This is a genomic window from Mycobacteroides saopaulense, from assembly GCF_001456355.1.
GTDB lineage: Bacteria > Actinomycetota > Actinomycetes > Mycobacteriales > Mycobacteriaceae > Mycobacterium > Mycobacterium saopaulense.
In genome coordinates, this window is the sequence record NZ_CP010271.1 from 3,308,989 (window position 1) to 3,328,841 (window position 19,853).

At 65.3% G+C, this 19,853-nt stretch carries 23 protein-coding genes and 1 pseudogene; 14 read left to right on the top strand and 10 right to left on the bottom strand.

Translation table 11 applies throughout. The annotated features are described in order from the left end of the window. Positions 1 to 36 precede the first annotated feature (36 nt). On the top strand, positions 37 to 723 hold the full coding sequence (locus MYCSP_RS16575; RefSeq protein ID WP_070909592.1) for a TetR/AcrR family transcriptional regulator: 687 nt from the start codon (positions 37 to 39) through the stop codon (positions 721 to 723). Between the two features lie 33 nt (positions 724 to 756). Here the strand turns inward: MYCSP_RS16575 and MYCSP_RS16580 are convergent, their stop codons facing one another. Further along, positions 757 to 981 (bottom strand): DUF3107 domain-containing protein, encoded by a 225-nt coding sequence (locus MYCSP_RS16580; protein ID WP_070910064.1) that lies wholly within the window; start codon positions 979 to 981, stop codon positions 757 to 759. Positions 982 to 1,146: 165 nt separating this feature from the next. Between MYCSP_RS16580 and MYCSP_RS16585 the strand changes: the two genes are divergently transcribed. Next, positions 1,147 to 1,875: an MmpS family transport accessory protein gene (locus MYCSP_RS16585; protein ID WP_083013607.1), complete on the top strand. Its 729-nt coding sequence runs from the start codon at positions 1,147 to 1,149 to the stop codon at positions 1,873 to 1,875. Between the two features lie 31 nt (positions 1,876 to 1,906). On the opposite strand, the gene MYCSP_RS16590 is transcribed toward MYCSP_RS16585, so the two are convergent. After that, positions 1,907 to 2,560: a ferritin-like fold-containing protein gene (locus MYCSP_RS16590; RefSeq protein WP_083013608.1), complete on the bottom strand. Its 654-nt coding sequence runs from the start codon at positions 2,558 to 2,560 to the stop codon at positions 1,907 to 1,909. Positions 2,561 to 2,810: 250 nt separating this feature from the next. Between MYCSP_RS16590 and MYCSP_RS16595 the strand changes: the two genes are divergently transcribed. From MYCSP_RS16595 to MYCSP_RS16605, 3 genes are read left to right on the top strand one after another with little or no spacing between them, the layout of a single operon-like run. Beyond that, positions 2,811 to 4,280 (top strand): DEAD/DEAH box helicase, encoded by a 1,470-nt coding sequence (locus MYCSP_RS16595; protein WP_070909589.1) that lies wholly within the window; start codon positions 2,811 to 2,813, stop codon positions 4,278 to 4,280. Continuing rightward, a complete protein-coding gene (locus tag MYCSP_RS16600) occupies positions 4,277 to 5,497 on the top strand; it encodes an Rv3212 family protein (protein WP_088414413.1) in 1,221 nt (406 codons plus the stop codon). Before MYCSP_RS16595 ends, MYCSP_RS16600 begins: the two co-directional genes overlap by 4 nt. A gap of 22 nt (positions 5,498 to 5,519) precedes the next feature. Then, complete coding sequence (locus tag MYCSP_RS16605; protein ID WP_088414415.1) at positions 5,520 to 6,284, top strand: SseB family protein; 765 nt, start codon at positions 5,520 to 5,522, stop codon at positions 6,282 to 6,284. A gap of 18 nt (positions 6,285 to 6,302) precedes the next feature. Here MYCSP_RS16605 and MYCSP_RS16610 read toward each other — a convergent pair whose 3' ends face one another. After that, the gene (locus tag MYCSP_RS16610) at positions 6,303 to 7,100 is read right to left on the bottom strand and encodes a ParA family protein (RefSeq protein WP_070910063.1); all 798 of its coding nucleotides are present in this window, start codon (positions 7,098 to 7,100) and stop codon (positions 6,303 to 6,305) included. A 61-nt stretch (positions 7,101 to 7,161) separates the two neighbouring features. Between MYCSP_RS16610 and MYCSP_RS16615 the strand changes: the two genes are divergently transcribed. Genes MYCSP_RS16615 through MYCSP_RS16625 form a run of 3 tightly spaced genes read left to right on the top strand, consistent with a single transcriptional unit; the run spans position 7,162 to position 9,362 of the window. After that, positions 7,162 to 7,773 carry an acid phosphatase gene (locus tag MYCSP_RS16615; protein ID WP_083013611.1) on the top strand — a complete coding sequence of 204 codons (612 nt, stop codon included), beginning with the start codon at positions 7,162 to 7,164 and terminating at the stop codon, positions 7,771 to 7,773. 1 nt (position 7,774) lies between these two features. Further along, entirely contained in the window at positions 7,775 to 8,884 is a 1,110-nt protein-coding gene (locus MYCSP_RS16620) for an isochorismate synthase (protein WP_083013612.1), read from the top strand. Beyond that, positions 8,877 to 9,362 carry a GNAT family N-acetyltransferase gene (locus MYCSP_RS16625; RefSeq protein WP_083013613.1) on the top strand — a complete coding sequence of 162 codons (486 nt, stop codon included), beginning with the start codon at positions 8,877 to 8,879 and terminating at the stop codon, positions 9,360 to 9,362. Before MYCSP_RS16620 ends, MYCSP_RS16625 begins: the two co-directional genes overlap by 8 nt. A gap of 2 nt (positions 9,363 to 9,364) precedes the next feature. On the opposite strand, the gene MYCSP_RS16630 is transcribed toward MYCSP_RS16625, so the two are convergent. Continuing rightward, positions 9,365 to 9,772 carry a hypothetical protein gene (locus MYCSP_RS16630; protein ID WP_083013614.1) on the bottom strand — a complete coding sequence of 136 codons (408 nt, stop codon included), beginning with the start codon at positions 9,770 to 9,772 and terminating at the stop codon, positions 9,365 to 9,367. 76 nt (positions 9,773 to 9,848) lie between these two features. On the opposite strand from MYCSP_RS16630, the gene MYCSP_RS16635 reads away from it, so the two are divergent. Both MYCSP_RS16635 and MYCSP_RS16640 read left to right on the top strand, forming a co-directional pair. Then, on the top strand, positions 9,849 to 10,826 hold the full coding sequence (locus tag MYCSP_RS16635) for a diacylglycerol/lipid kinase family protein (protein WP_088414417.1): 978 nt from the start codon (positions 9,849 to 9,851) through the stop codon (positions 10,824 to 10,826). 416 nt (positions 10,827 to 11,242) lie between these two features. Then, on the top strand, positions 11,243 to 11,497 hold the full coding sequence (locus MYCSP_RS16640) for a WhiB family transcriptional regulator (RefSeq protein WP_005056343.1): 255 nt from the start codon (positions 11,243 to 11,245) through the stop codon (positions 11,495 to 11,497). Positions 11,498 to 11,573: 76 nt separating this feature from the next. Here MYCSP_RS16640 and MYCSP_RS16645 read toward each other — a convergent pair whose 3' ends face one another. Continuing rightward, on the bottom strand, positions 11,574 to 13,064 hold the full coding sequence (locus MYCSP_RS16645) for a sensor histidine kinase (RefSeq protein WP_070909582.1): 1,491 nt from the start codon (positions 13,062 to 13,064) through the stop codon (positions 11,574 to 11,576). Positions 13,065 to 13,075: 11 nt separating this feature from the next. Next, positions 13,076 to 13,294, bottom strand: coding sequence for a biotin/lipoyl-binding carrier protein (locus MYCSP_RS16650; protein ID WP_070909581.1), 219 nt, complete (start codon positions 13,292 to 13,294; stop codon positions 13,076 to 13,078). Between the two features lie 191 nt (positions 13,295 to 13,485). On the opposite strand from MYCSP_RS16650, the gene MYCSP_RS23710 reads away from it, so the two are divergent. After that, positions 13,486 to 13,560, top strand: coding sequence for a 50S ribosomal protein bL37 (locus MYCSP_RS23710; protein ID WP_085988129.1), 75 nt, complete (start codon positions 13,486 to 13,488; stop codon positions 13,558 to 13,560). Between the two features lie 2 nt (positions 13,561 to 13,562). On the opposite strand, the pseudogene rsrA reads toward MYCSP_RS23710, so the two are convergent. Together rsrA and MYCSP_RS16660 are read right to left on the bottom strand one after the other, a co-directional pair. Next, positions 13,563 to 13,814, bottom strand: a pseudogene (gene rsrA / locus MYCSP_RS16655) (mycothiol system anti-sigma-R factor); the annotation flags it as partial. A gap of 53 nt (positions 13,815 to 13,867) precedes the next feature. After that, positions 13,868 to 14,575 carry a sigma-70 family RNA polymerase sigma factor gene (locus tag MYCSP_RS16660; protein ID WP_088415650.1) on the bottom strand — a complete coding sequence of 236 codons (708 nt, stop codon included), beginning with the start codon at positions 14,573 to 14,575 and terminating at the stop codon, positions 13,868 to 13,870. A 149-nt stretch (positions 14,576 to 14,724) separates the two neighbouring features. Between MYCSP_RS16660 and MYCSP_RS16665 the strand changes: the two genes are divergently transcribed. Further along, positions 14,725 to 15,231 carry an aminoacyl-tRNA deacylase gene (locus tag MYCSP_RS16665; protein WP_070909579.1) on the top strand — a complete coding sequence of 169 codons (507 nt, stop codon included), beginning with the start codon at positions 14,725 to 14,727 and terminating at the stop codon, positions 15,229 to 15,231. Here MYCSP_RS16665 and MYCSP_RS16670 read toward each other — a convergent pair. After that, positions 15,218 to 16,003 (bottom strand): SOS response-associated peptidase, encoded by a 786-nt coding sequence (locus tag MYCSP_RS16670; protein ID WP_088414419.1) that lies wholly within the window; start codon positions 16,001 to 16,003, stop codon positions 15,218 to 15,220. The two genes, MYCSP_RS16665 and MYCSP_RS16670, sit on opposite strands and share 14 nt — an antisense overlap. A gap of 58 nt (positions 16,004 to 16,061) precedes the next feature. On the opposite strand from MYCSP_RS16670, the gene aroA reads away from it, so the two are divergent. Next, a complete protein-coding gene (gene aroA / locus MYCSP_RS16675; protein WP_088414421.1) occupies positions 16,062 to 17,360 on the top strand; it encodes a 3-phosphoshikimate 1-carboxyvinyltransferase in 1,299 nt (432 codons plus the stop codon). Further along, positions 17,357 to 18,337: a ribosome small subunit-dependent GTPase A gene (gene rsgA / locus MYCSP_RS16680; protein WP_083013618.1), complete on the top strand. Its 981-nt coding sequence runs from the start codon at positions 17,357 to 17,359 to the stop codon at positions 18,335 to 18,337. Before aroA ends, rsgA begins: the two co-directional genes overlap by 4 nt. A 276-nt stretch (positions 18,338 to 18,613) precedes the next feature. Here rsgA and MYCSP_RS16685 read toward each other — a convergent pair whose 3' ends face one another. Further along, a complete protein-coding gene (locus MYCSP_RS16685; protein ID WP_083013619.1) occupies positions 18,614 to 19,843 on the bottom strand; it encodes a fatty acid desaturase family protein in 1,230 nt (409 codons plus the stop codon). Positions 19,844 to 19,853 lie beyond the last annotated feature (10 nt).

Below are 19,853 nucleotides of genomic sequence, written 5' to 3' on the forward strand. Positions count from 1 at the left end.
CGACTATCGAGTTGTGTGCGCGCAGAGGATAAGGACATGCGTGATCTTGCGAATCTGGCCGGGCGTCGAGGCACGGTGAACTCGACGGTGGCGACGCAGGATTCAACTCAGGGAAACACCCGCCGCGGCGGGCGGCTGCCGCGCGATGAGCGGCGCGGGCAGCTGGTCGGCTCTGCCAGTGAGATATTCGTCGACCGCGGCTATCACGCCGCCGGCATGGACGAAATCGCCGAACGCGCGGGCGTAAGCAAGCCCGTTCTGTACCAACACTTTCCAAGCAAGCTGGAGCTGTACCTGGCGGTGCTGCACAAGCACGCCGACAACCTGGTCTCCAGCGTGCGGCAAGCGCTGCGCACCACCACCGACAACCGTCAGCGGCTGCGTGCCGCGGTGATGGCGTTCTTCGACTTCGTCGAGCACGACAGCCAGGGCTACCGGCTGATCTTCGAGAACGACCTAGTGGGCGTCCCGCAGGTGACCGAACGCGTCGAGGGTGCCATCAGCGCTTGTACCGACGCGGTGTTCGACCTCGTCAGCCACGATTCCGGGCTCGACCCGCACCACGCCCGCATGGTCGCCGTCGGCCTCGTCGGGATCAGCCAAGTCAGCGCGCGCTACTGGCTGGACAACGAGAAGCCCATCTCCAAGGACGACGCGGTCAACGCCACCGTCGGATTCGCCTGGGGCGGGCTCTCACACGTTCCGTTGCAGTCGCACGGCTAGCTGCCGACGGGGTCGAGCGAAGCCACCAGGGGCTTAGCTTGAGAAGCCGACGCGACGCGCGTCGGCGACACCGATCTCCACGTAGGCGATCCGGGCGGCGGAGATCAGATACTTGCGACCCTTCTGGTCGGTGAGGTTGAGCACATCCGACTCCTTGGACAGCGCCGCCGACACGACCTTTTCGACGTCAGCCGGGGTCTGATCGCTAGAAATGACCAGCTCGCGCGGGCTATCTGTGACACCGATCTTGATCTCCACCAGGACACCTTTCCAGTCGCTGAGCGTCAGTGCGCTCGTATCGATGAGGTTAGCCGACGCCGTTTCAGCCGACACACCTCGCATGATCGCGGCGCCCCGCTAATCACAGCAGTAACATCAGCACCAGGTTTCACATTGATTTGGGGCTGAGAGGAAGCGCTGATCATGGTCGGTTATCGCGGAGATTCTCGGTATTCGAGCGGCTACGAGCCCCACGACGATCCGTACAACTCTGAGACGACCCCGCAGTACGCCGAGTACTCGGGACTTGACGAGGATTACGAGTACAGGCCGCCTGGTGCCAACGACAACTGGAAATGGGTCGCGTCTATTGCCGGGGCGGTGTTCGCGATCGCCGTGATCGCGACGGCTGTCGTGCTCAGCGGTGGCGAAGACAAGCCGCCTGCGGCCGCGGTCACCACACCGGTGCCCTCGCTGACACCGGTGACCACCACTGCACCTCCGCCACCATCGGCAACGTCGTCGGCGAAGCCGTCGACGACGACCGTCACTTCCACTCCCGCCGCCGAGACGCCCAGCACGGCCCCGTCCACCGAGGCACCGACGCCCGAGCCGCCGCCGTCCAACCCGATGCTGCCGCCGGAAGGCCAGCGCCCGATCACGCCTGCGGCGTTCGCCTACTACGTGACCGGTAACCAGACACCGGGCGATCTACTCACGATCACCTACACCGATGGCAACGGCATGACGCGCACCGTGCTCGGCGCCTCGCTGCCATGGACGATGATCGTGACCCCGAGTCCGGGAATCGTCGGCGGCTCGATCACGGCGACAAGCTTCGCGAGCCAGGTCAACTGCTCGATCTCCAACAGCGAGAACCAGATGCTGGCAGTGCAGAACAACAACAGCATCATCGCCCGCTGCGCCAAGTAAGTCGCTAGCTGCGCGTTCCACAGGTAGCCGGCTAGCCACCCAGGCCCAGGACAGCCATCCGCTCTGCGTGCGCACCCTGGAGCCGCTCGAAGAACTCGTTGAGGTTGCCCAGCCCGGCATCTCCGGACATCACCAGCTCGGCGAGTTCATCGTGCCGGGCCAGCACATGCTGCGCCTGGGTGATGGCCTCACCGAGCAGCCGTCGGCCCCACAGCGTGAGCCGGTTGCGCTGTTGTGCGTTGTCCTTGACCGCCTCACGCACCTGCGCGATGACGAACTCCGAGTGCCCCGTGGTGCCCAGCACAGACTTGAGCACTGTCGCCGATTCACCCGGTAGCGAGGCGACGACCTCGCCGTAGAAGTCGGCGGCCAGCGAGTCGCCGATGTACGCCTTGACCATGGCCTCCAACCAGGTGCGCGGCAGCGTCAGCGAGTGATAGTTCTCGAGCGTCTTGACGTACGGCTCCATGGCCGCCAGGACGTCAACACCCTTGGCCTCCATCGCATCCCGCAGCGCCTCGTAATGGCGCATCTGCGAGGCGGCCATGCTGGCGATGGCGATCTTGCTCGCCAAATCAGGTGCCATCTTGGACTCGTCGGTCAACCGGTAGAACGCCGCAATCTCGCCGTACGCGATCACCGCGAACAGCTGATTGACACCGGGAGGATCGAGGTCCGCAGTCATGTCTGGAACTCTAGCCGGGCGCTCGCGGCAGAACACCGATCCGCGCGGCAAACCACGGCGAATCGGAAAATCGCAGCTCACCCGCTACCATGGACGCGGGACGAACGCCCTGAAGGGAGTTCTCCCACAGGAAATGTGCGTGCACGTGCCGCCCTCGCCACAAGATGCGAGCCCGGCCCCCTGGAATCTTAGGAATCCGGCCTACCGATCGTGCGCGCTGAGCGAAACACGAAAGGCACGTACCCAAACAATGAGTCATATCGAGCACACCTTCGCCCAGCTCGGCGTCCGCGACGAGATCGTCCGGGCTCTGCGCGAGGTCGGAATCGAGCATCCCTTCGCCATTCAGGAGCTCACCCTCCCCCTCGCCCTGGGCGGATCGGACCTCATCGGTCAGGCCCGCACCGGTATGGGCAAGACCTACGCATTCGGTGTCCCGCTGCTGCACCGCATCGCCACCGGCGTCGAAGACCGGCCGCTCAACGGCACCCCCCGCGCCCTGGTCGTGGTGCCCACTCGCGAGCTGTGCATCCAGGTCTACGAAGACCTCACCAAGGCCTCCAAGTACCTCTCTGCGGGCGACCGCAACTTCACCGTCGTGTCCATCTACGGTGGACGTCCCTACGAGCCCCAGATCGAGGCGCTGCGCGCCGGAGCCGACGTGGTCGTCGGGACACCCGGGCGTCTGCTGGACCTGGCCCAGCAGGGCCACTTGCAGCTCGGCGGTTTGGCCATGCTGGTGCTCGACGAGGCCGACGAAATGCTGGACCTGGGCTTCCTGCCCGACATCGAGCGCATCCTGGCGCTAGCGCCGTCCGCCGACGCGGGCCGTCAGTCGATGCTGTTCTCGGCCACCATGCCGGACCCGATCATCACCCTGGCCCGCACCTTCATGAACCGTCCGACCCATATTCGTGCCGAGGACCCGCACGCCTCGTCGGTGCACGACTCCACCGAGCAGTTCGTATACCGCGCACACGCCCTGGACAAGATCGAGCTGGTCAGCCGCATCCTGCAGGCCGAGGGCCGCGGCGCCACCATGATCTTCACCCGCACCAAGCGGACCGCACAGAAGGTCTCCGACGAGCTGGCCGAGCGCGGCTTCGCCGTCGGCGCCGTGCACGGCGACCTCGGACAGATCGCCCGTGAGAAGGCTCTGACTGCCTTCCGGTCCGGTGAAATCAGCGTGCTGGTCGCTACCGACGTGGCCGCGCGCGGCATCGATATCGACGACGTCACCCACGTCATCAACTACCAGTGCCCCGAGGACGACAAGACCTACGTGCACCGCATCGGCCGCACCGGTCGCGCCGGGCGCACCGGTATCGCGGTCACCCTTGTGGACTGGGACGACATCGCACGCTGGCAGCTGATCGACAAGGCGCTCGGCCTCGGTGTGCCCGATCCGGACGAAACCTATTCCACTTCACCGCATTTGTTCACCGAGCTGAACATCCCGGCCGACGTCACCGGCTCCATCGGGGAGAAGTTCTCCGGCGGGCCCAAGCGCCGCGAGCCCCGGGCCGAGCGCACTGAGGACGACAAGCCCAAGCGCACCCGGGCCCGTCGCCGTACCAGGGCCGGCCAGCCTGCGGACGGTTCGGCCGCCGAGGCCCCCGCGGCTGAGGCCAGCACCGAGGGTGATCAGACCGCTCCCGCGCGCCGTCGCCGACGTCGGCGGCGTCCCAACGCAACCGCTGCGACCACCGCCACGGCGTGATCGCACCGGAGCGCCGCACCCGGGCCGACATCATTGCTGCGGCGGTGATCGCCGTCGTGGTCGCCGTCACCGGCACCACAATCTGGTGGACCAGCGACGCCCGCGCCACCGTCAGCCACCCCGCCGCCGGGGACATCAAACGCCCGATGAGCGCTACCCGGGTGCCCGACTCGGTGCGCGAACTGTGGTCCGCCGCCAGCGGGGCCACCAAGGGACCGGTGATCGCCAGCGGTGCGATCGTCAGCGCCGACGGACACGATGTCGTGGGACACGACCCGATCACCGGAGCGCAGCTGTGGTCCTATGCACGCCGCAACCTCGAACTGTGCGGCGCGATCGGCTTCATCGACGACGCCGTCGCGGTGTACCGCGACGCGCGCGGATGTGGCCAGGTCACGATGATCGACGGCCAGACCGGCCGACGAGGCCCGCTGCGCAGCAGCGCCAACGACCCGAAGGTCTCGCTGTCGACGGACGGCACCTACGTGCTGGCGCTGGGCAGCACCCGCCTGGAGCTGTGGCGTTCGGACATGGTGCGCACCCTGGAGTACGGACGAGTCGTCGCTCCCTTGAATCCGAACGGTCAGCCTCGTGTGGACTGCACGCTGAAGTCCGGCGCCGTCGGGGCCAGCGTGCTCGCCGTCCTGGAAACCTGCCCCCAAGACCCCACCTTGCGGCTGACGCTGCAGAAGCCGACGCCCAAGGACAACGACAAGCCCGAAGAGCTGTACTCGGCCGCGCTGCCCGGGGTGGAACGCGGTTCCGCCGCCAAGGTGCTCGCGGTGGCCGACACCCGCTCGGCCGTATACCTACCGGGCACTCGCAACGAGCTCGTGGTCTTTGACGACCACGGGATGCGGGTCGGCGCGACGGCCCTGCCGGGTGAGGTGAGCCCGACGAACACCGCCGCTCAGGCCGGCGACGTGGTCACCTGGTGGACCGGTGATCAGGTGCTGGTGCTCGGCGGCTTCGATCTCGCCTACCGATTCGTGCTGCCCACCACCACAAGGCCCCTGGGGCCGGGCACCTCAATGGCCGGTGAGTTACTGATCCCCGTCGAGGGCGGCATCGACGTCTTCAACACGACTACCGGGGAGTTCCGGAAGTTCATTGCGGTGCAACGTGATCCAGCCGACGAGAAGAGTCCCGTCATCAGTGCCGTCGTCGGCAACACCGTGGTAGAGCAGCGCGGAGCACGAATCTTCGCGCTGGGATGAGTGGTTGCAAGTAGGGGGAACGATGGACTTGGTCGACCACACAGGTCTTCGTAGGGCGGTTGCGGCATTCGCCGCTCAGCCAGGCGAGCAACAGGTCTACGACGTACTACGCGCATGCATGTACGGCCAACTTCTTTTGGACACAACAGGCTCAGACGAACCCGTCGCCGGCCCCTCCCCCTTCCCCACCGGCGCCCGACTTCAGATCCGAGGTGGCACCGGCCCTGATGGTGGGCGAGCGTTGTTCGCATACACACGGCAAGAGGAGATCGCTCGGCACCACCCACCCGGTACCCAGACGCAATCGTTAGTTCAGTCCGCTCCTTCGGTGCTGGAATACATACGCAGCCAAGGCGATCCGTGGCTTTACATCGATCCCGCAGGCCCAACGTGTGCGGTAGCCGGAAACGAAATCGACTTCGCATTGCGCAATCCACGCAATGAACCCGTCCGAGAGGCAATTGAGCGTGTCACGCAAGGACAGGCCGACCGCCAATCGGTGCTACAGCTGTTGCGTGGAGACGGTCCGATGCTGCTGGGTGCCGACGATCGCACAGTTCCGGGACAGGTAGCGATCCGACGGACACAGCTGCCCAACGGTTCACTCGCACTGGTGGCCTTCACCAGCGCACCCGAGGTCATCGGCTACGTATCGTCAGATGCCGTTGTCGCGGTAACCGCACGGAAGGTCATGGACACCGTCATCCGCGACGGATACGCCGGGCTGGTGATCAATCCGGCCGGGCCGTCGGTCTTTCTCCCGACGGCAGAAATTGCGGGCAACTGACGGAGCTCGCGGCAAGACTCAGTCGACGGGCGGGGTGAAGGTCGGCATGGCCTTGCCGCTCTTCCAGTGCTTCACCAGGCTCTGGGCCAGCTCTCGATAGGCCAGCGCACCCTTGTTCTTGCGACCCGCCAGCACCGACGCACCCGAGGCACTCGCCTCCGCGAACCGCACGGTCCTGGGAATCGGTGGCGCGAGCACCGGCAGCTCATAGCGATCGGCCACGTCCAGCAGCACATCGCGGCTGTGGGTGGTCCGCGAGTCATACAGCGTGGGCAGCGCGCCGAGCAGCGTCAGCTTGGGGTTGGTGATCTGTTGGACATCGGTCACCGTCCGAAGGAACTGACCGACACCGCGATGCGCCAGGGTCTCGCACTGCAGCGGCACCATCACCGAGTCGGCGGCGGTCAGGCCGTTCAGAGTCAGCACGCCCAACGACGGCGGGCAGTCGATGATCACGACGTCGAACTGGTCCCCCAGCGATTCGAGCGCCCGCTTCAGCGCGTATTCACGTCCTGCGCGCATGAGCAGCATTGCCTCGGCACCGGCCAGGTCGATGTTCGCAGGCAGCAGCGTCAGATCCTCGGTGGTCGTGACCAGCGCCTCTTTGATATCGGCCTGCCCCAGCAGCACCTCGTGCACCGAGATACCCAACCGGTCCGGATCCTGCCCCAATGAGAAGGTCAGGCAGCCCTGCGGGTCCAGGTCGACCAGCAGCACCTTCTTGCCGGCCTGCGCCAGCGCCGCACCAAGCGATGCGACCGTCGTGGTTTTTGCCACCCCACCCTTTTGATTGGCTACCGCCAGCACCCGAGTCACGCCCACATACTGACATGCCTCACACATTCACGAGGAGAGTCGGTACGGCACAATCAAGTGCGTGTCCGCCCCCCAACACCGAATGTTGTTGCTACGCCACGGCGAAACCGAGTGGTCGAAAATCGGCAGACATACCGGGCGCACCGATCTTGATCTCACCGAAATCGGGCGCGCCCAAGCTGTCGCGGCACGCGAAGTGCTCAACAATCTTGATCTGCATGATCCGTTGGTCCTGAGCAGCCCGCGCCGTCGCGCGATCCAGACGGCCGAGCTGGCGGGTCTCACGGTCAGCGGGATCGACGAAGACCTCGCCGAATGGGACTACGGCGACTACGAGGGTCTGACCACACCGCAGATCCGGGAGAACGATCCGGGCTGGTTGGTGTGGACACATGGCTGCCCCGGCGGTGAGTCTGTGGCCCAGGTTCAGGCCCGGGCCGACAAGGTGATCGCCCACATCGCCCCTGACCTGGCTCAACGCGATGTGCTGTTAGTGGGGCACGGCCACTTTTCACGCGCGCTCATGACCCGGTGGGTCGATCTGCCGCTCGAGGAGGGCACCCGGCTCGGCATGGCCACGGCGTCGGTCGCCGTGGGCGGGCATGAGCATGGCCAGCGCCAAGTGGCCGCACTTGGCCTGACCGGGTACCGGCACCCGGTACCGTCAAGCTGACATGACGGCCATCGACTCCCCCGCACAACCACATTTCGTGATGTCGCGGGCCACCGATGCGCTGTACGCATACGGCCGCCAGAGCTCCTATGACGATGTCGCCGCTGCCGCGGACGCCCTGCGCGCCGGACGCCACCCCATGTTGGTGGGTGCCCTGCCTTTTGACACCTCCGGGCCCGCCGCCCTGACGGTTCCGGTGACGGTACACCGCGGACAGCCTCAAGAGTTCTACGGAACCATGCCGACAATTCATGTGGCACAACAGATACCGGAGCCATCCGAACATCTGCGACGCGTCACCGAGGCCGTCGAGGTACTGCGGGGCGACGACGGCGGACTGTCCAAGGTGGTCCTCGCGCGCGTTTTGGAACTGCAGGCGGACGCCCCCGTAGACCCGTTGGTATTGACCCATCGCCTGATCCGAAACGATCCCGACGCCAACAGTTTTTGTGTTGACCTGTCCCCCGCCGGGGACCGATTCCGCGGACACACCATGGTGGGGTGCAGCCCCGAACTATTGGTGGAGCGCCGCGGCGACATGGTGATCTGCCATCCCTTCGCCGGTTCCGCCCCACGGTCCAGCGATCCCTCACTGGACCGGCGCACGGGCGAAGATCTTGCGGGCTCCCACAAGAACCGTCACGAGCACTCCGTGGTGATCGACCAGTTACGTGAGGACCTAGCGTCGTTGTGCGTCGACGTCCAGGTTCCCCCGGAACCGACGCTGAGCCGCACCGCCGCACTCTGGCACCTCAGCACCTCCATCAGCGCTCGATTGCGTCAAAGCTCAACCACAGCACTTGATTTGGCGTTGGCACTGCATCCCACCCCGGCGGTGTGCGGCACTCCCACCCAGGCCGCCGCTGACCTGATTGCCCGCATCGAGGGTGACCGTGGGTTCTACGCGGGCGCGGTCGGCTGGTGCGACAGCAGTGGAGACGGGCGCTGGGCCGTCTCGATCCGCTGCGCCGAGCTGTCGGCCGACGGCACCTCGATCCGCGCCTACGCCGGCGGTGGACTCGTCGCCGAATCTGACCCGCAGGACGAACTATCGGAGACCACGGTCAAATTCCGAACCGTGTTGGCAGGGCTAGGAGCCGAGATTGAGTAACACCCAGATTCGCCGCGCCGCCGAGGCAGATGTCCCCGCCATCGTCGGGCTCATCGAGGATCTGGCGGAGTACGAGAAGTTACGCGACGAATGCCAGATCACCGAAGACCAGCTCCGCACGGCGTTATTCGGTTCGGCTCCGGCGCTTTTCGCGCATGTCGCGGAGTCGGATGGCGTGGTCTGCGGCACCGCCGTCTGGTTTCTGAATTTCTCGACGTGGACCGGACGGCACGGCATCTATCTGGAAGACCTCTACGTCAAACCCGAGCAGCGCGGCACCGGCCTGGGCAAGGCACTGTTGTCGGCGCTGGCCGCCGAATGCGTGGCCAACGGCTATACCCGGCTGGAATGGGCCGTACTGGACTGGAATACGCCGTCGATCAAGTTCTACGACTCGCTGGGCGCCAACCCCCAGTCGGATTGGATCACCTACCGACTACAGGGCACCGGGCTGGCAGAACTGGCCGCGGACCGCTGACGCTAGTCCGATTCGTCGGCACCGATCTCGTCACCACTGGCCCACATCTGGGCGGTGGGGCTGAAGAGCAACACCAGTGCCGCCACCGCGACAATCGCGATGGGCACACCCAGCGCGGGTTGATGCGACCCCACGGCCGCGTACCACGCGACGGGCAGGAGTAGCAGCTGCATCATCACGGCGATCCCTCTGCCCCAACGCTTCCCCGTGACGAGCGCAAGACCGGCGGCAAGCACCGCGGCACCGAATGTCGCGAACCAGGCGGCGGTGCCATACCCGTTGACCAGATGCTGGTCGGCGCCGCCGGCCGCACGCACCACCAGGATCACCGCGATCACCAACCCCACGGCACCCTCACCGGCAACAATCATCCCGGCGCGGCGAACGGTGTTCGGAACGGCTGTGGTCACCCGACAAGCCTATGTGGACCCATCGCGGCAGCGATGAGCAGCTTGCGCGAAGAACATCCGACTAGGCTCATGCCCCGTGCGTGCGGTCCTCATCGTGAATCCCAATGCCACCTCGACTACAGCAGCCGGGCGTGACCTGCTGGCCCACGCACTGGAAAGCCGTGTGCACCTACAAGTTCTGCACACCGACCACCGCGGCCATGCCAGTGAGCTGGCCCGGCGCGCCGCCGACGAAGGGGCCGCGGTCATCGTGGTGCACGGCGGAGACGGCACGGTCAGCGAGGTGGTGAACGGGCTGCTCGGACAGCCGGGGCACCCGGCACCAGGCCCACTGCCCGCCATCGCGGTGGTGCCAGGCGGATCGGCCAACGTGTTCGCCCGCACCCTGGGCATGTCCGCCGACCCTGTTCAGGCCACCAATCAAGTCGTCGATCTGCTGGACGAACACCGCCGCGACCAGCGGCGCTGGCGCCGTATCGGCCTGGGGCACTGCGGCGAGCGCTGGTTCATCTTCAATGCCGGCATGGGACTGGACGGCGAGGTGGTCGCTGCGATGGAGGCGCACCGAAACAAGGGCAAGCAGGTCACGGCGGGGCGCTACGTCACGCGCGCGATCGTGAGCTTCTTTCGCGCCGCGCGCCACCAGCCGACGCTCACCGTCGAGCTGCCCGGACACGAGCCGCAGACGGGCGTGCACTTCGCGTTCATCTGCAACTCCAACCCGTGGACCTACGCCAACGAGCGCGCCATCTGGACCAATCCAGGTACCGGTTTCGAGAGCGGCCTGGGAGTCTTCGCCTCCAAGAGCATGAAGGTGATGGCCAACCTCCGTCTGGTCCGCCACATGGTGGGGGCGCCGCACCCCGACCGTCCGGCGGCCAAGCACCTCCTGCGTGAGGACGACGTCGCGTGGGTGCGGGTGCGCGCATCGGCACCTATCGCCACCCAGGTCGACGGGGATTTCCTGGGAATGCGCAGCGACCTCACCTTCACCGCGGTTCCCGACGTTCTCGACGTGTTAGCCCCGGCAAAACCCGCCGACGCATCGTCCTGAGCCTTGCCGGAAGCGCAATAGTGTTGAGCGCCAGTCCGTTCCGGACACAGCCGACCCACAGGCGCAGCGCGGCGTACATCACATTGCGGTCAGATTGGATGTACTACTTCACGTAGTCGAGCCTCTCCACGCCGTGATGTTACTCACGAGTAGCACCATGCCACCTGGGAAAATAGGGGGATATCGCCAGATTCAAGGCGCAGATCGGTTAAGTGTAGTACAAACGAATGTGGCGTCTGCAGACACCACCCCCGAGTGAGATTGACCACGTGTTAACTCACGCTATTGACTTCTGCTGAGCTTGTGAAACGATCGGAAGCAACAGTGCAGAAACATTTGGTACGCACGCGTTAACAGCCGAAAAACATTAATCTCGTGCGCTTGTGGCGCGCACGATGAAAAAGGAGTGCACAACTATGGATTGGCGCCATAAGGCGGTCTGTCGCGACGAGGATCCCGAGCTGTTCTTCCCCGTTGGGAACAGCGGACCGGCCCTTGCCCAGATCGCTGACGCGAAGCTCGTTTGTAACCGCTGTCCGGTGACGACCGAATGCCTTACCTGGGCGCTCGAGTCGGGCCAGGACGCCGGTGTGTGGGGTGGCCTCAGCGAGGATGAGCGCCGTGCCCTCAAGCGTCGCAACGCCCGCGCTCGCGCCCGCAGCGCCGTCTAACGCCGCAGCAACCAGAACCCGGCACAATTTGGTGCCGGGTTCTTTGCTGCCCGAGGGCTTTCGTCAGGGTGTCGAGCTAGGCCATCAGCCGGGCACGTCGGCCCAACGGAACTCGCAAGACCGCGTTCGTGCCGCCGTCGGGATCGCTCCGCATATCCAGCGATCCGTCGATCTCCGCCGACACCAGCGTCCTGACGATCTGCAATCCCAGCCGATCCGATGTCTCCACGCTGAATCCGTCGGGCAATCCCCGTCCGTCGTCGTGTACGACGACGTCGAGCCACCGTGCTGACCGCTCTGCCTTGATCACCACCTGACCCTGAGCGCCTTCATCGAAGGCGTGCTCGATGGCGTTTTGCACCAGCTCGGTGATCACCATGATCAGCGGTGTCGCACGGTCGGAGTCGAGCACCCCGAGTGCACCCTCACGCGAGACGCGCACCTTGGTGTCCACGGTGGCGACGTCGGTCATGATCGGCATGATCCGGTCGATCACCTCGTCGAGGTTGACTTCCTCATCCACCGACATCGACAACGCATCGTGAACCAGCGCGATCGACGACACTCGGCGCACGGATTCGAAAAGCGCTTCGCGGGCTTCGTCATTGGGCGTGCGACGGGCTTGCAGACGCAGCAGTGCCGCCACCGTCTGCAGGTTGTTCTTCACCCGATGGTGGATCTCACGAATGGTGGCGTCCTTGGACAGCAGCGCCCGGTCGCGACGCTTCACCTCGGTCACATCGCGGGTCAGCAGCAGCGCCCCTTCCGAGGCACCGCGCGCGACGAGCGGCAAGGTGCGGATCAGCACCGCAGCGCCGCCCGCGTCGACCTCCATGCGCATGCTGGGGCCGCCGGCGAGCACATCGCGGATGTGCGCCGCCAGCTCCTGCCCCTCGAAGGGGTCGGAAATCAGGGGTTTGGTGACGTCCATGAGGTTGTGGCCCTGCAAATCGCTGGCCAAGCCCATGCGGTGGTATGCCGACAGAGCGTTGGGGCTGGCATATCTGACCCCACCGGAGACATCGAGCCGGATAAAGCCGTCGCCCACGCGGGGGCTGGACCGTGACATCGCCTGGTCAGCCACATTTGGGAAGGTTCCCTCGGTGAGCATCAGCAGCAGATCACCGGCACACTCCAGATAGGCCCGCTCCAGCGTGCCCTTCTTGAGCCGGGAGGCCAGCGCGGTTTGGTGAGTCAGCACCGCGACCGTACGGTCGCCGCAGCGCACCGGAACAGCTTCCACGTTCAGCTCGGAAGCATGTTCGGTCAGGTCCGAATCGCTCTCGCGCTCAATGGCACCCGAAGTGAACGCCGCCTCTACCAGCGGAACGTCGGCGATCTTGGCGACCGTGCCGACGGCGTCGTTGTCGATGATGGTCGGCGCGGTATTGGGTCGGCACTGGGCGACGCAGACGAAGGCGTCGTCGTCCCGGGGCACCCACATGAGGTAGTCCGCGAAGGAAAGGTCGGCAAGCAACTGCCATTCGGCCACCACGGCGTGCAGATGATCGACCGCGTCACCGGGCAGCATGGTGTGCTCGGCAAGCAGATCACCGAGAGTCGACATGCGGTGGCGATCTAGTTGTCGATGACGGCGATCAAATCGCCGGCCTGGATCACGTCGCCCACTGAGACGCTCACGTCACCGATGGTGCCCGCAACCTCAGCCAGCACCGGGATCTCCATCTTCATGGATTCCAGCAGGACGATGGTGTCGCCTTCGGCGATCGCGTCACCCGTCTTGACGAGCACTTCCAGCACGCTGGCCACGATCTCGGCGTGTACTTCCTCGGCCACCTGCGCGCCACCTCGCTCTCGTCAACATCCGGTTACCGGTCCTCAGTATCGAACCACACGTGGGGCATCCACGCGCTCAAGCACCCTCACCGGCATGAGAGACTGGGTGTACACACCGGCGCGCACCATGCGCGGCTGGCTTGTCAGCCGGGTTAGCACCCGGAACCCATTTGATCGCTAAGGAGATTCCCATGGCCAAGCGTGGTCGCAAGAAGCGCAGCCGTAAGCACAACGCCGCCAACCACGGCAAGCGTCCCAACAGCTAGCGCTAGGAGTTCTCAGCCCGCCGCTCGATGACGGTGGTCTGGCTGATCTTCAACTTAAGACGCTCACGTAGCCCGTCAGGTGCCTTTTCTCCACCGCACTTGCGGGCTACGAGTGTTTTGATCTGCTCTTCGATACCGTAATGCTGCAGGCAGCCCGGGCATTCTTCGAGATGGTGGCGCAGCCGCGCACTGTTCTCCGGGCTGCATTCACCGTCGAGGAGGGTCCACACCTCCGCGATCACCTCGGCGCAACCCGATACCTCGCAGTTGCCACCCTTGTCGACACTCTTCTTGAGTTCACCCTCGGTCATGCCCGGCCCTCCGCCAACTCATTGTTGCGCAGGAAGCCGCGGTCTTTGGCCACTTCGGCCAGCAATTCACGCAACTGGCGACGGCCGCGGTGCAACCGCGACATGACCGTGCCGATCGGGGTGTCCATGATCTCGGCGATCTCCTTGTAGGGGAAGCCTTCGACGTCCGCGTAGTACACGGCCATCCGGAATTCTTCCGGCAGCATATTCAACGCTTCTTTGATTTCGTCGTCAGGCAGTCCATCGAGCGCTTCGATCTCCGCCGACCGCAGACCCGTGGAGGTGTGTTCGGCGTTCGCGGCGAGCTGCCAATCGGTGATTTCCTCAGTCGGATATTCCGCTGGCTGACGCTGCTTCTTGCGGTAGATGTTGATGTACGTATTGGTCAGAATCCGGTAGAGCCACGCCTTGAGATTGGTGCCTTCTTTGAAGGTGCCGAAGCCGGCATAGGCCTTGACCATCGTCTCTTGCACCAGGTCTTCGGCATCCGCGGGATTTCTCGTCATCCTCAGGGCCGCACCGTAAAGCTGATCCAGCAGCGGTAGCGCGTCACGCTCAAAGCGTGCGGCCCGCTCAGCCTCAGTCTCGACCTGAACCAGACCCGGGAGTTCTGCGGCGCTGTCCATGCTTGTCACGGCGGTCCTTTCGGTAGCGACACCGACCATACGGATCGGCACCGACATCGGACGTTCGAGGCACGCCATTGTCACCTGCAATACCCCTTCCGTGTTGAGGACCATAGTCCGCTCGTTGCGGACAGCCTCTTCAACACCGACGCATGCCGGGGTATTTCCCAAACTATCCCGACTGTCAACTGGAAATTCACTGGACCCGGGGCGCTACTGTCCCAGTCGTGGGTTCCAAGGCCGCCAAAGCTGCAACTCCAGCCGTCGCCGCTCTGATCGCGGACGGGGCCGAATACGAACTGCTGCCCTATGAACACCGTCCTGGCGAGCACGCCTTCGGCGACGAAGCCGTACGCGCATTGGCGGGCTCCGGATTGGTTCCGGAGCAGATCTTCAAGACCCTGCTGATCTCACTGGACCGGGGACCGGACCTGGCTGTGGCCGTCATCCCGGTGCCCGCGACGCTCTCACTCAAGGCCGCCGCCGCAGCCCTCGGACGGGCGAAAGCCACGATGGCCGACCCGGCGGCGGCCGAGCGTAGTTCCGGATATGTGGTCGGCGGGATCTCTCCGCTCGGACAGCGCAAGGCGTTGCCCACCGTGATCGATGCGTCGGCCCTGACGTGGGACCGCATTCTGTGCAGCGCGGGCAAGCGCGGGCTGCAGATGGCACTGGCACCCCATGACCTGGCCCGGCTTACCAACGCGGTGACCGCGTCCGTCACAGCAGGGTGATCTGCTCCCCCACCCGCTGAGATCCGTCGTCGGGCGCGAGTAGTTCCGGACCATTGTTCGCAACGCTGTTGACCAGCGAGGAGACCTGCCGGGTTTCGATTCCGGTTGCCTCCCCCGTCCCCTGCAGAAGGCTCTGATCCAGATCGCGGTCGGGGTCCAGCCAGCGATCCCACGATTGAGCACTCAGCATCAACGGCATCCGGTCGTGAATCTCCTGCAACGGACCGACCGCATCGGTGGTGACGATCGTGCAGCTCAGCAGCGGCGCCGCGTTCCGACCTTGCTGACCGGCGGGCTTCCATACCGACCACAGGCCGGCCGCGAACAATCGCTTCCCGTCGCTCGCATTCATATAGAAGGCCGTCTTGGCGCCTTCTTGCTTGCGCCACTCGTACCAGCCATCCATCGGCACCAGACACCGCTTGGACTGTGCCGCGATACGGAATGTCGCGGCCGTGGTGAGGGTTTCCGCACGGGCGTTGATCAGCGGCGCGCCCTTGGTCTCCGGGCGGCCGTCCTCACGCGCCTTGGCCCAGTTCGGCACCAGCCCCCAGCGCATGGCGCGAATACGACGGGTAGGAAGGTCGCCGGGTTCGCGATGTCGTGCCACCACCGTGAGCACCGGGTCGGTGGGTGCGACGTTGTAGTTCGGGATGGCGGGGAGCTGCTGGTGGGCTCCCCCGTCCTGGCTCACCGTGCTGATCTCGTCGAGCGCGTCGATCTCGGTGGCGAGTAGCGCCGGGTCGATCGTCACCGCGTACCGTCCGCACATATCGCCATGGTGCCACCCGGGGCCGACACCGCAGGTAGTCGTCCGGGACAATAGGGCGGTGACGAGCGGACTCTGGCAAGCACCGACGATCGACGGTTCCGTCAACGCGACCATCACCATGCCCGGCTCCAAGTCTCAGACCAATCGGGCGTTCGTACTCGCGGCGCTGTCCGCACGCGAGGGCGGCACCTCGACAGTCTCCGGCGCGTTACGCAGCCGCGATACCGATCTGATGATCGGCGCGCTGCGGGCCCTGGGGTTCGATGTCACCGGCGATGGCACCGACCTGACCATCTCCCCCCGGCCCGGAGACGCCGAGCCGTCGACGGTGGACTGCGGACTCGCCGGAACCGTGCTGCGCTTCTTGCCTCCCGTGGCCGCACTTCGCCACGCCCCCACCGTCTTTGACGGTGACGAGCAGGCACGTGCCCGGCCGATCGCTCCGCTGTTGGATGCGCTGCGTTCGACAGGAGTGGGCATCGACGGACAACACCTGCCCTTCACGGTCGCCGGCACCGGCCAGGTTCGCGGCGGCGAGGTCGGCGTGGACGCATCGGGATCGTCGCAATTCGTTTCCGGTCTCCTGCTTTCCGGTGCCGCGTTCACCAACGGCCTGATCGCGGTGAACACCGCCGATGTGCTGCCATCGGGTCCACACGTGGTCATGACGGTGACGATGCTGCGCGAGGCCGGGATCGCGGTGGACGATTCCACCCCGGGACGCTGGCATATCGAACCGCAACCAATTCCCGCTCACGACTGGACAATCGAGCCAGACCTGTCCAACGCGCTGGCGTTTATCGCACCGGCGTTGGCGACGGGCGGCACCGTGCGGATCACCGGCTGGCCGCGACAATCCACCCAGCCCGCACGCCAGATCGAGGACGTGGTGCGCCGGTTCGCGCAGTCCGTCTCGCTGACCGACGCACACCTGGAGGTCACCGGCCAAACCGGTTATGGCGGTGTCGATCTGGATCTGAGTGAGGTCGGTGAGCTGACCCCCACCGTCGCGGCGCTGGCCGCAATCGCCGAGCCCGGAAGCGTGTCGATACTGCGGGGAGTCGCGCATCTGCGCGGCCACGAGACCGACCGGCTGAAGGCATTGGCTCACGAGATCAATGCTCTCGGTGGGCAATGCGAGGAGACCGAGGACGGGCTGCGCATCGTCGCCACCGGTCTGCACGGAGGGGTGTGGGCCTCCTACGCCGATCACCGGATGGCCACGGCGGGTGCGCTTGTCGGCCTGAAGGTGCCCGACGTGTCCGTGGAAGACATCGCCACCACCAGCAAGACGCTGCCCGACTTCCCCGGAATGTGGACCGACATGCTGACCCAATCTGGCGGTCGCACCTCTTGAGCCCACGCGAGTACGACGAGTCCGACGCCCGCATTCGTCCGGGGCGACGCTCGCGGCCTCGCACCAAGAACCGTCCCGAGCACGCCGACGCGATACCCGCGATGGTGGTCACCGTCGACCGTGGCCGCTGGGGCTGCGTACTCAACGATGACCCCGCCGAGCAGGTCACCGCGATGCGCGCCCGCGAGCTCGGTCGCACCCCGATCGTGGTGGGCGACACCGTCAGTCTGGTGGGTGATCTGTCCGGGCGCCCCGACACCCTGGCGCGCATCGTGCGGCTGGAAGAACGCCGAACGGTGTTGCGCCGCACAGCCGATGACACTGACCCCTTCGAGCGGGTCTTCGTCGCCAACGCCGACCAGCTGCTCATCGTGGTGGCGGTCGCCGACCCGCCGCCCCGCACCGGACTGGTGGAGCGTGCGCTCATCGCCGCCTATGCGGGCGGCCTCACTCCCATCCTGGCGCTCACCAAAACCGATCTCGCCGATCCGGATTCGTTCGCGGCACAGTTCGCGGACCTCGACATACAGGTCATCGGCGCCGGACGCGATGAGCCACTCGAACCCGTCATGGACGTGCTCTCGGGCCGGCTCACCGCACTGCTGGGACATTCCGGGGTGGGCAAGTCGACCTTGGTCAATCGGCTTGTACCCGAAGCAGATCGCGCGACCGGCGAGGTCACGGGTGTCGGCAAGGGGCGCCACACGTCCACCCAATCGGTCGCACTGCCGCTACAACCCTCAGGTTGGGTCATCGATACCCCGGGTATCAGATCGTTCGGCCTGGCCCACATCGAGCCCGCCGACGTGCTGGCCGCGTTCAGCGACCTGTCCGAGGCCATCGAGGACTGCCCGCGCGGCTGCCAGCACCTCGGCCCACCCGCAGACCCCGAATGCGCCCTCGACGAGTTGACCGGCGCCTCCGCTAAACGAGTCACGGCAGTTCGCCAGTTGCTTTCCGTGTTAACAACGTCCTAACTCTTGGTTGCGGGGGCCTTCTCGAATCGCGATATCAGCACACGCCGATTAGCGTTTCCATTAGTGGCTGCGACGGAGACAGCCAACGAGGGTCAGGGGTTAACAGATGACGAGCTACGTTCGTAGAATCGCCAGTGTGGCAGCCGTTTTCGCCTGTGGTGTCGCCGCCTGGGCCACCATGTGGATCTCCGTGTCCGGCCTGGGATAATTCCCGGCCGCCACCGAACGTTAAAAGGTGCCCCGCCGAATTCGGCGGGGCACCTTTTACGTTTCTCGTCACACCTTGGCGCTGCGGCGAGCCTTTCTGCGCGCACGCACCGCGGCGAACGCGGACTTCAGCCCACCCCGTTCGCGCGGCTCCAACTCGTCGAACATCTTGACGCTGCGCGTCTCCGGCGCATTGTCGGCAGTGTAGGTCAGATACTTGTCCGGCAGCGACAGCTTGGCGATGGTCCGCCAGGCCTTCGCGTACTGCAGCAGGAACGGCCCGGAAGTGTAGGGCAGATCGTACTTGTCACACAGCTCGCGCACTCGCACCGATACCGCAGCCAGCCGGTTGCTCGGCAAGTCCGGGAACAGGTGATGCTCGATCTGGTGGCACAGGTTGCCGCTCATGAAGGCCATCGCGGGGCCCGCGTTGAAGTTGGCGCTGCCCAGCATCTGCCGCAGGTACCACTGCCCCTGCGTCTCGTTCTCGAGATCCTGCTTGGTGAACTTCTCGGCGCCATCGGGGAAGTGGCCGCAGAAGATGACCGCGTTGGACCAGATATTGCGGATCACGTTGGCCAACAGGTTGGCAGTGACGGTCTTGCGATAGCTTCCGGCCGGCGACAGCGCACTCAGCGCCGGGAACGCCACATAATCCTTGGCGACCTGCTTGCCCATCTTGGCCAGTGCCTCGTCACGCTTAGCGCGGAACTCGGCCTTGTCGGCCCGCCCCTGCGCCACCTTGCCGAGCTCCAGATGCTGTGTGCCAACACCCCATTCGAAAAGCAGCATCAACAGCGTGTTGTAGACGAGGTTGCCCAAGTTGAAAGGCGTCCACTTCTTGTCACGGGTGATGCGCAGCAGCCCGTAGCCCACGTCGTCGTCCATACCAAGCACATTCGTGTACTTGTGGTGGATGTAGTTGTGGGTCTGTTTCCAGTGCGAGGCCGGGTCCACCATGTCCCACTCCCAGCTCGAGGAGTGGATCTCGGGATCGTTCATCCAATCCCACTGGCCGTGCATGACGTTGTGGCCGATCTCCATGTTCTCGACGATCTTGGCCACCCCGAGCGTCACCGCCCCGGCCCACCAGGCCGACCGCTTCTTGCTTGCGGCGAGCAGTACGCGTCCGCCCAGTTCGAGGGTCCGCTGCGCGGCGATGGTGCGACGGATATACCGGGCGTCGGCGGCTCCGAGTGACTCCTCGACATCCCTGCGGATCGCGTCCAACTCGTGCCCGAGAGCCTCGACATCGGCCTCGCTGAGGTGCGCGAATTCCTGGATATCCGAAATCGCCATCCGTGAGCTC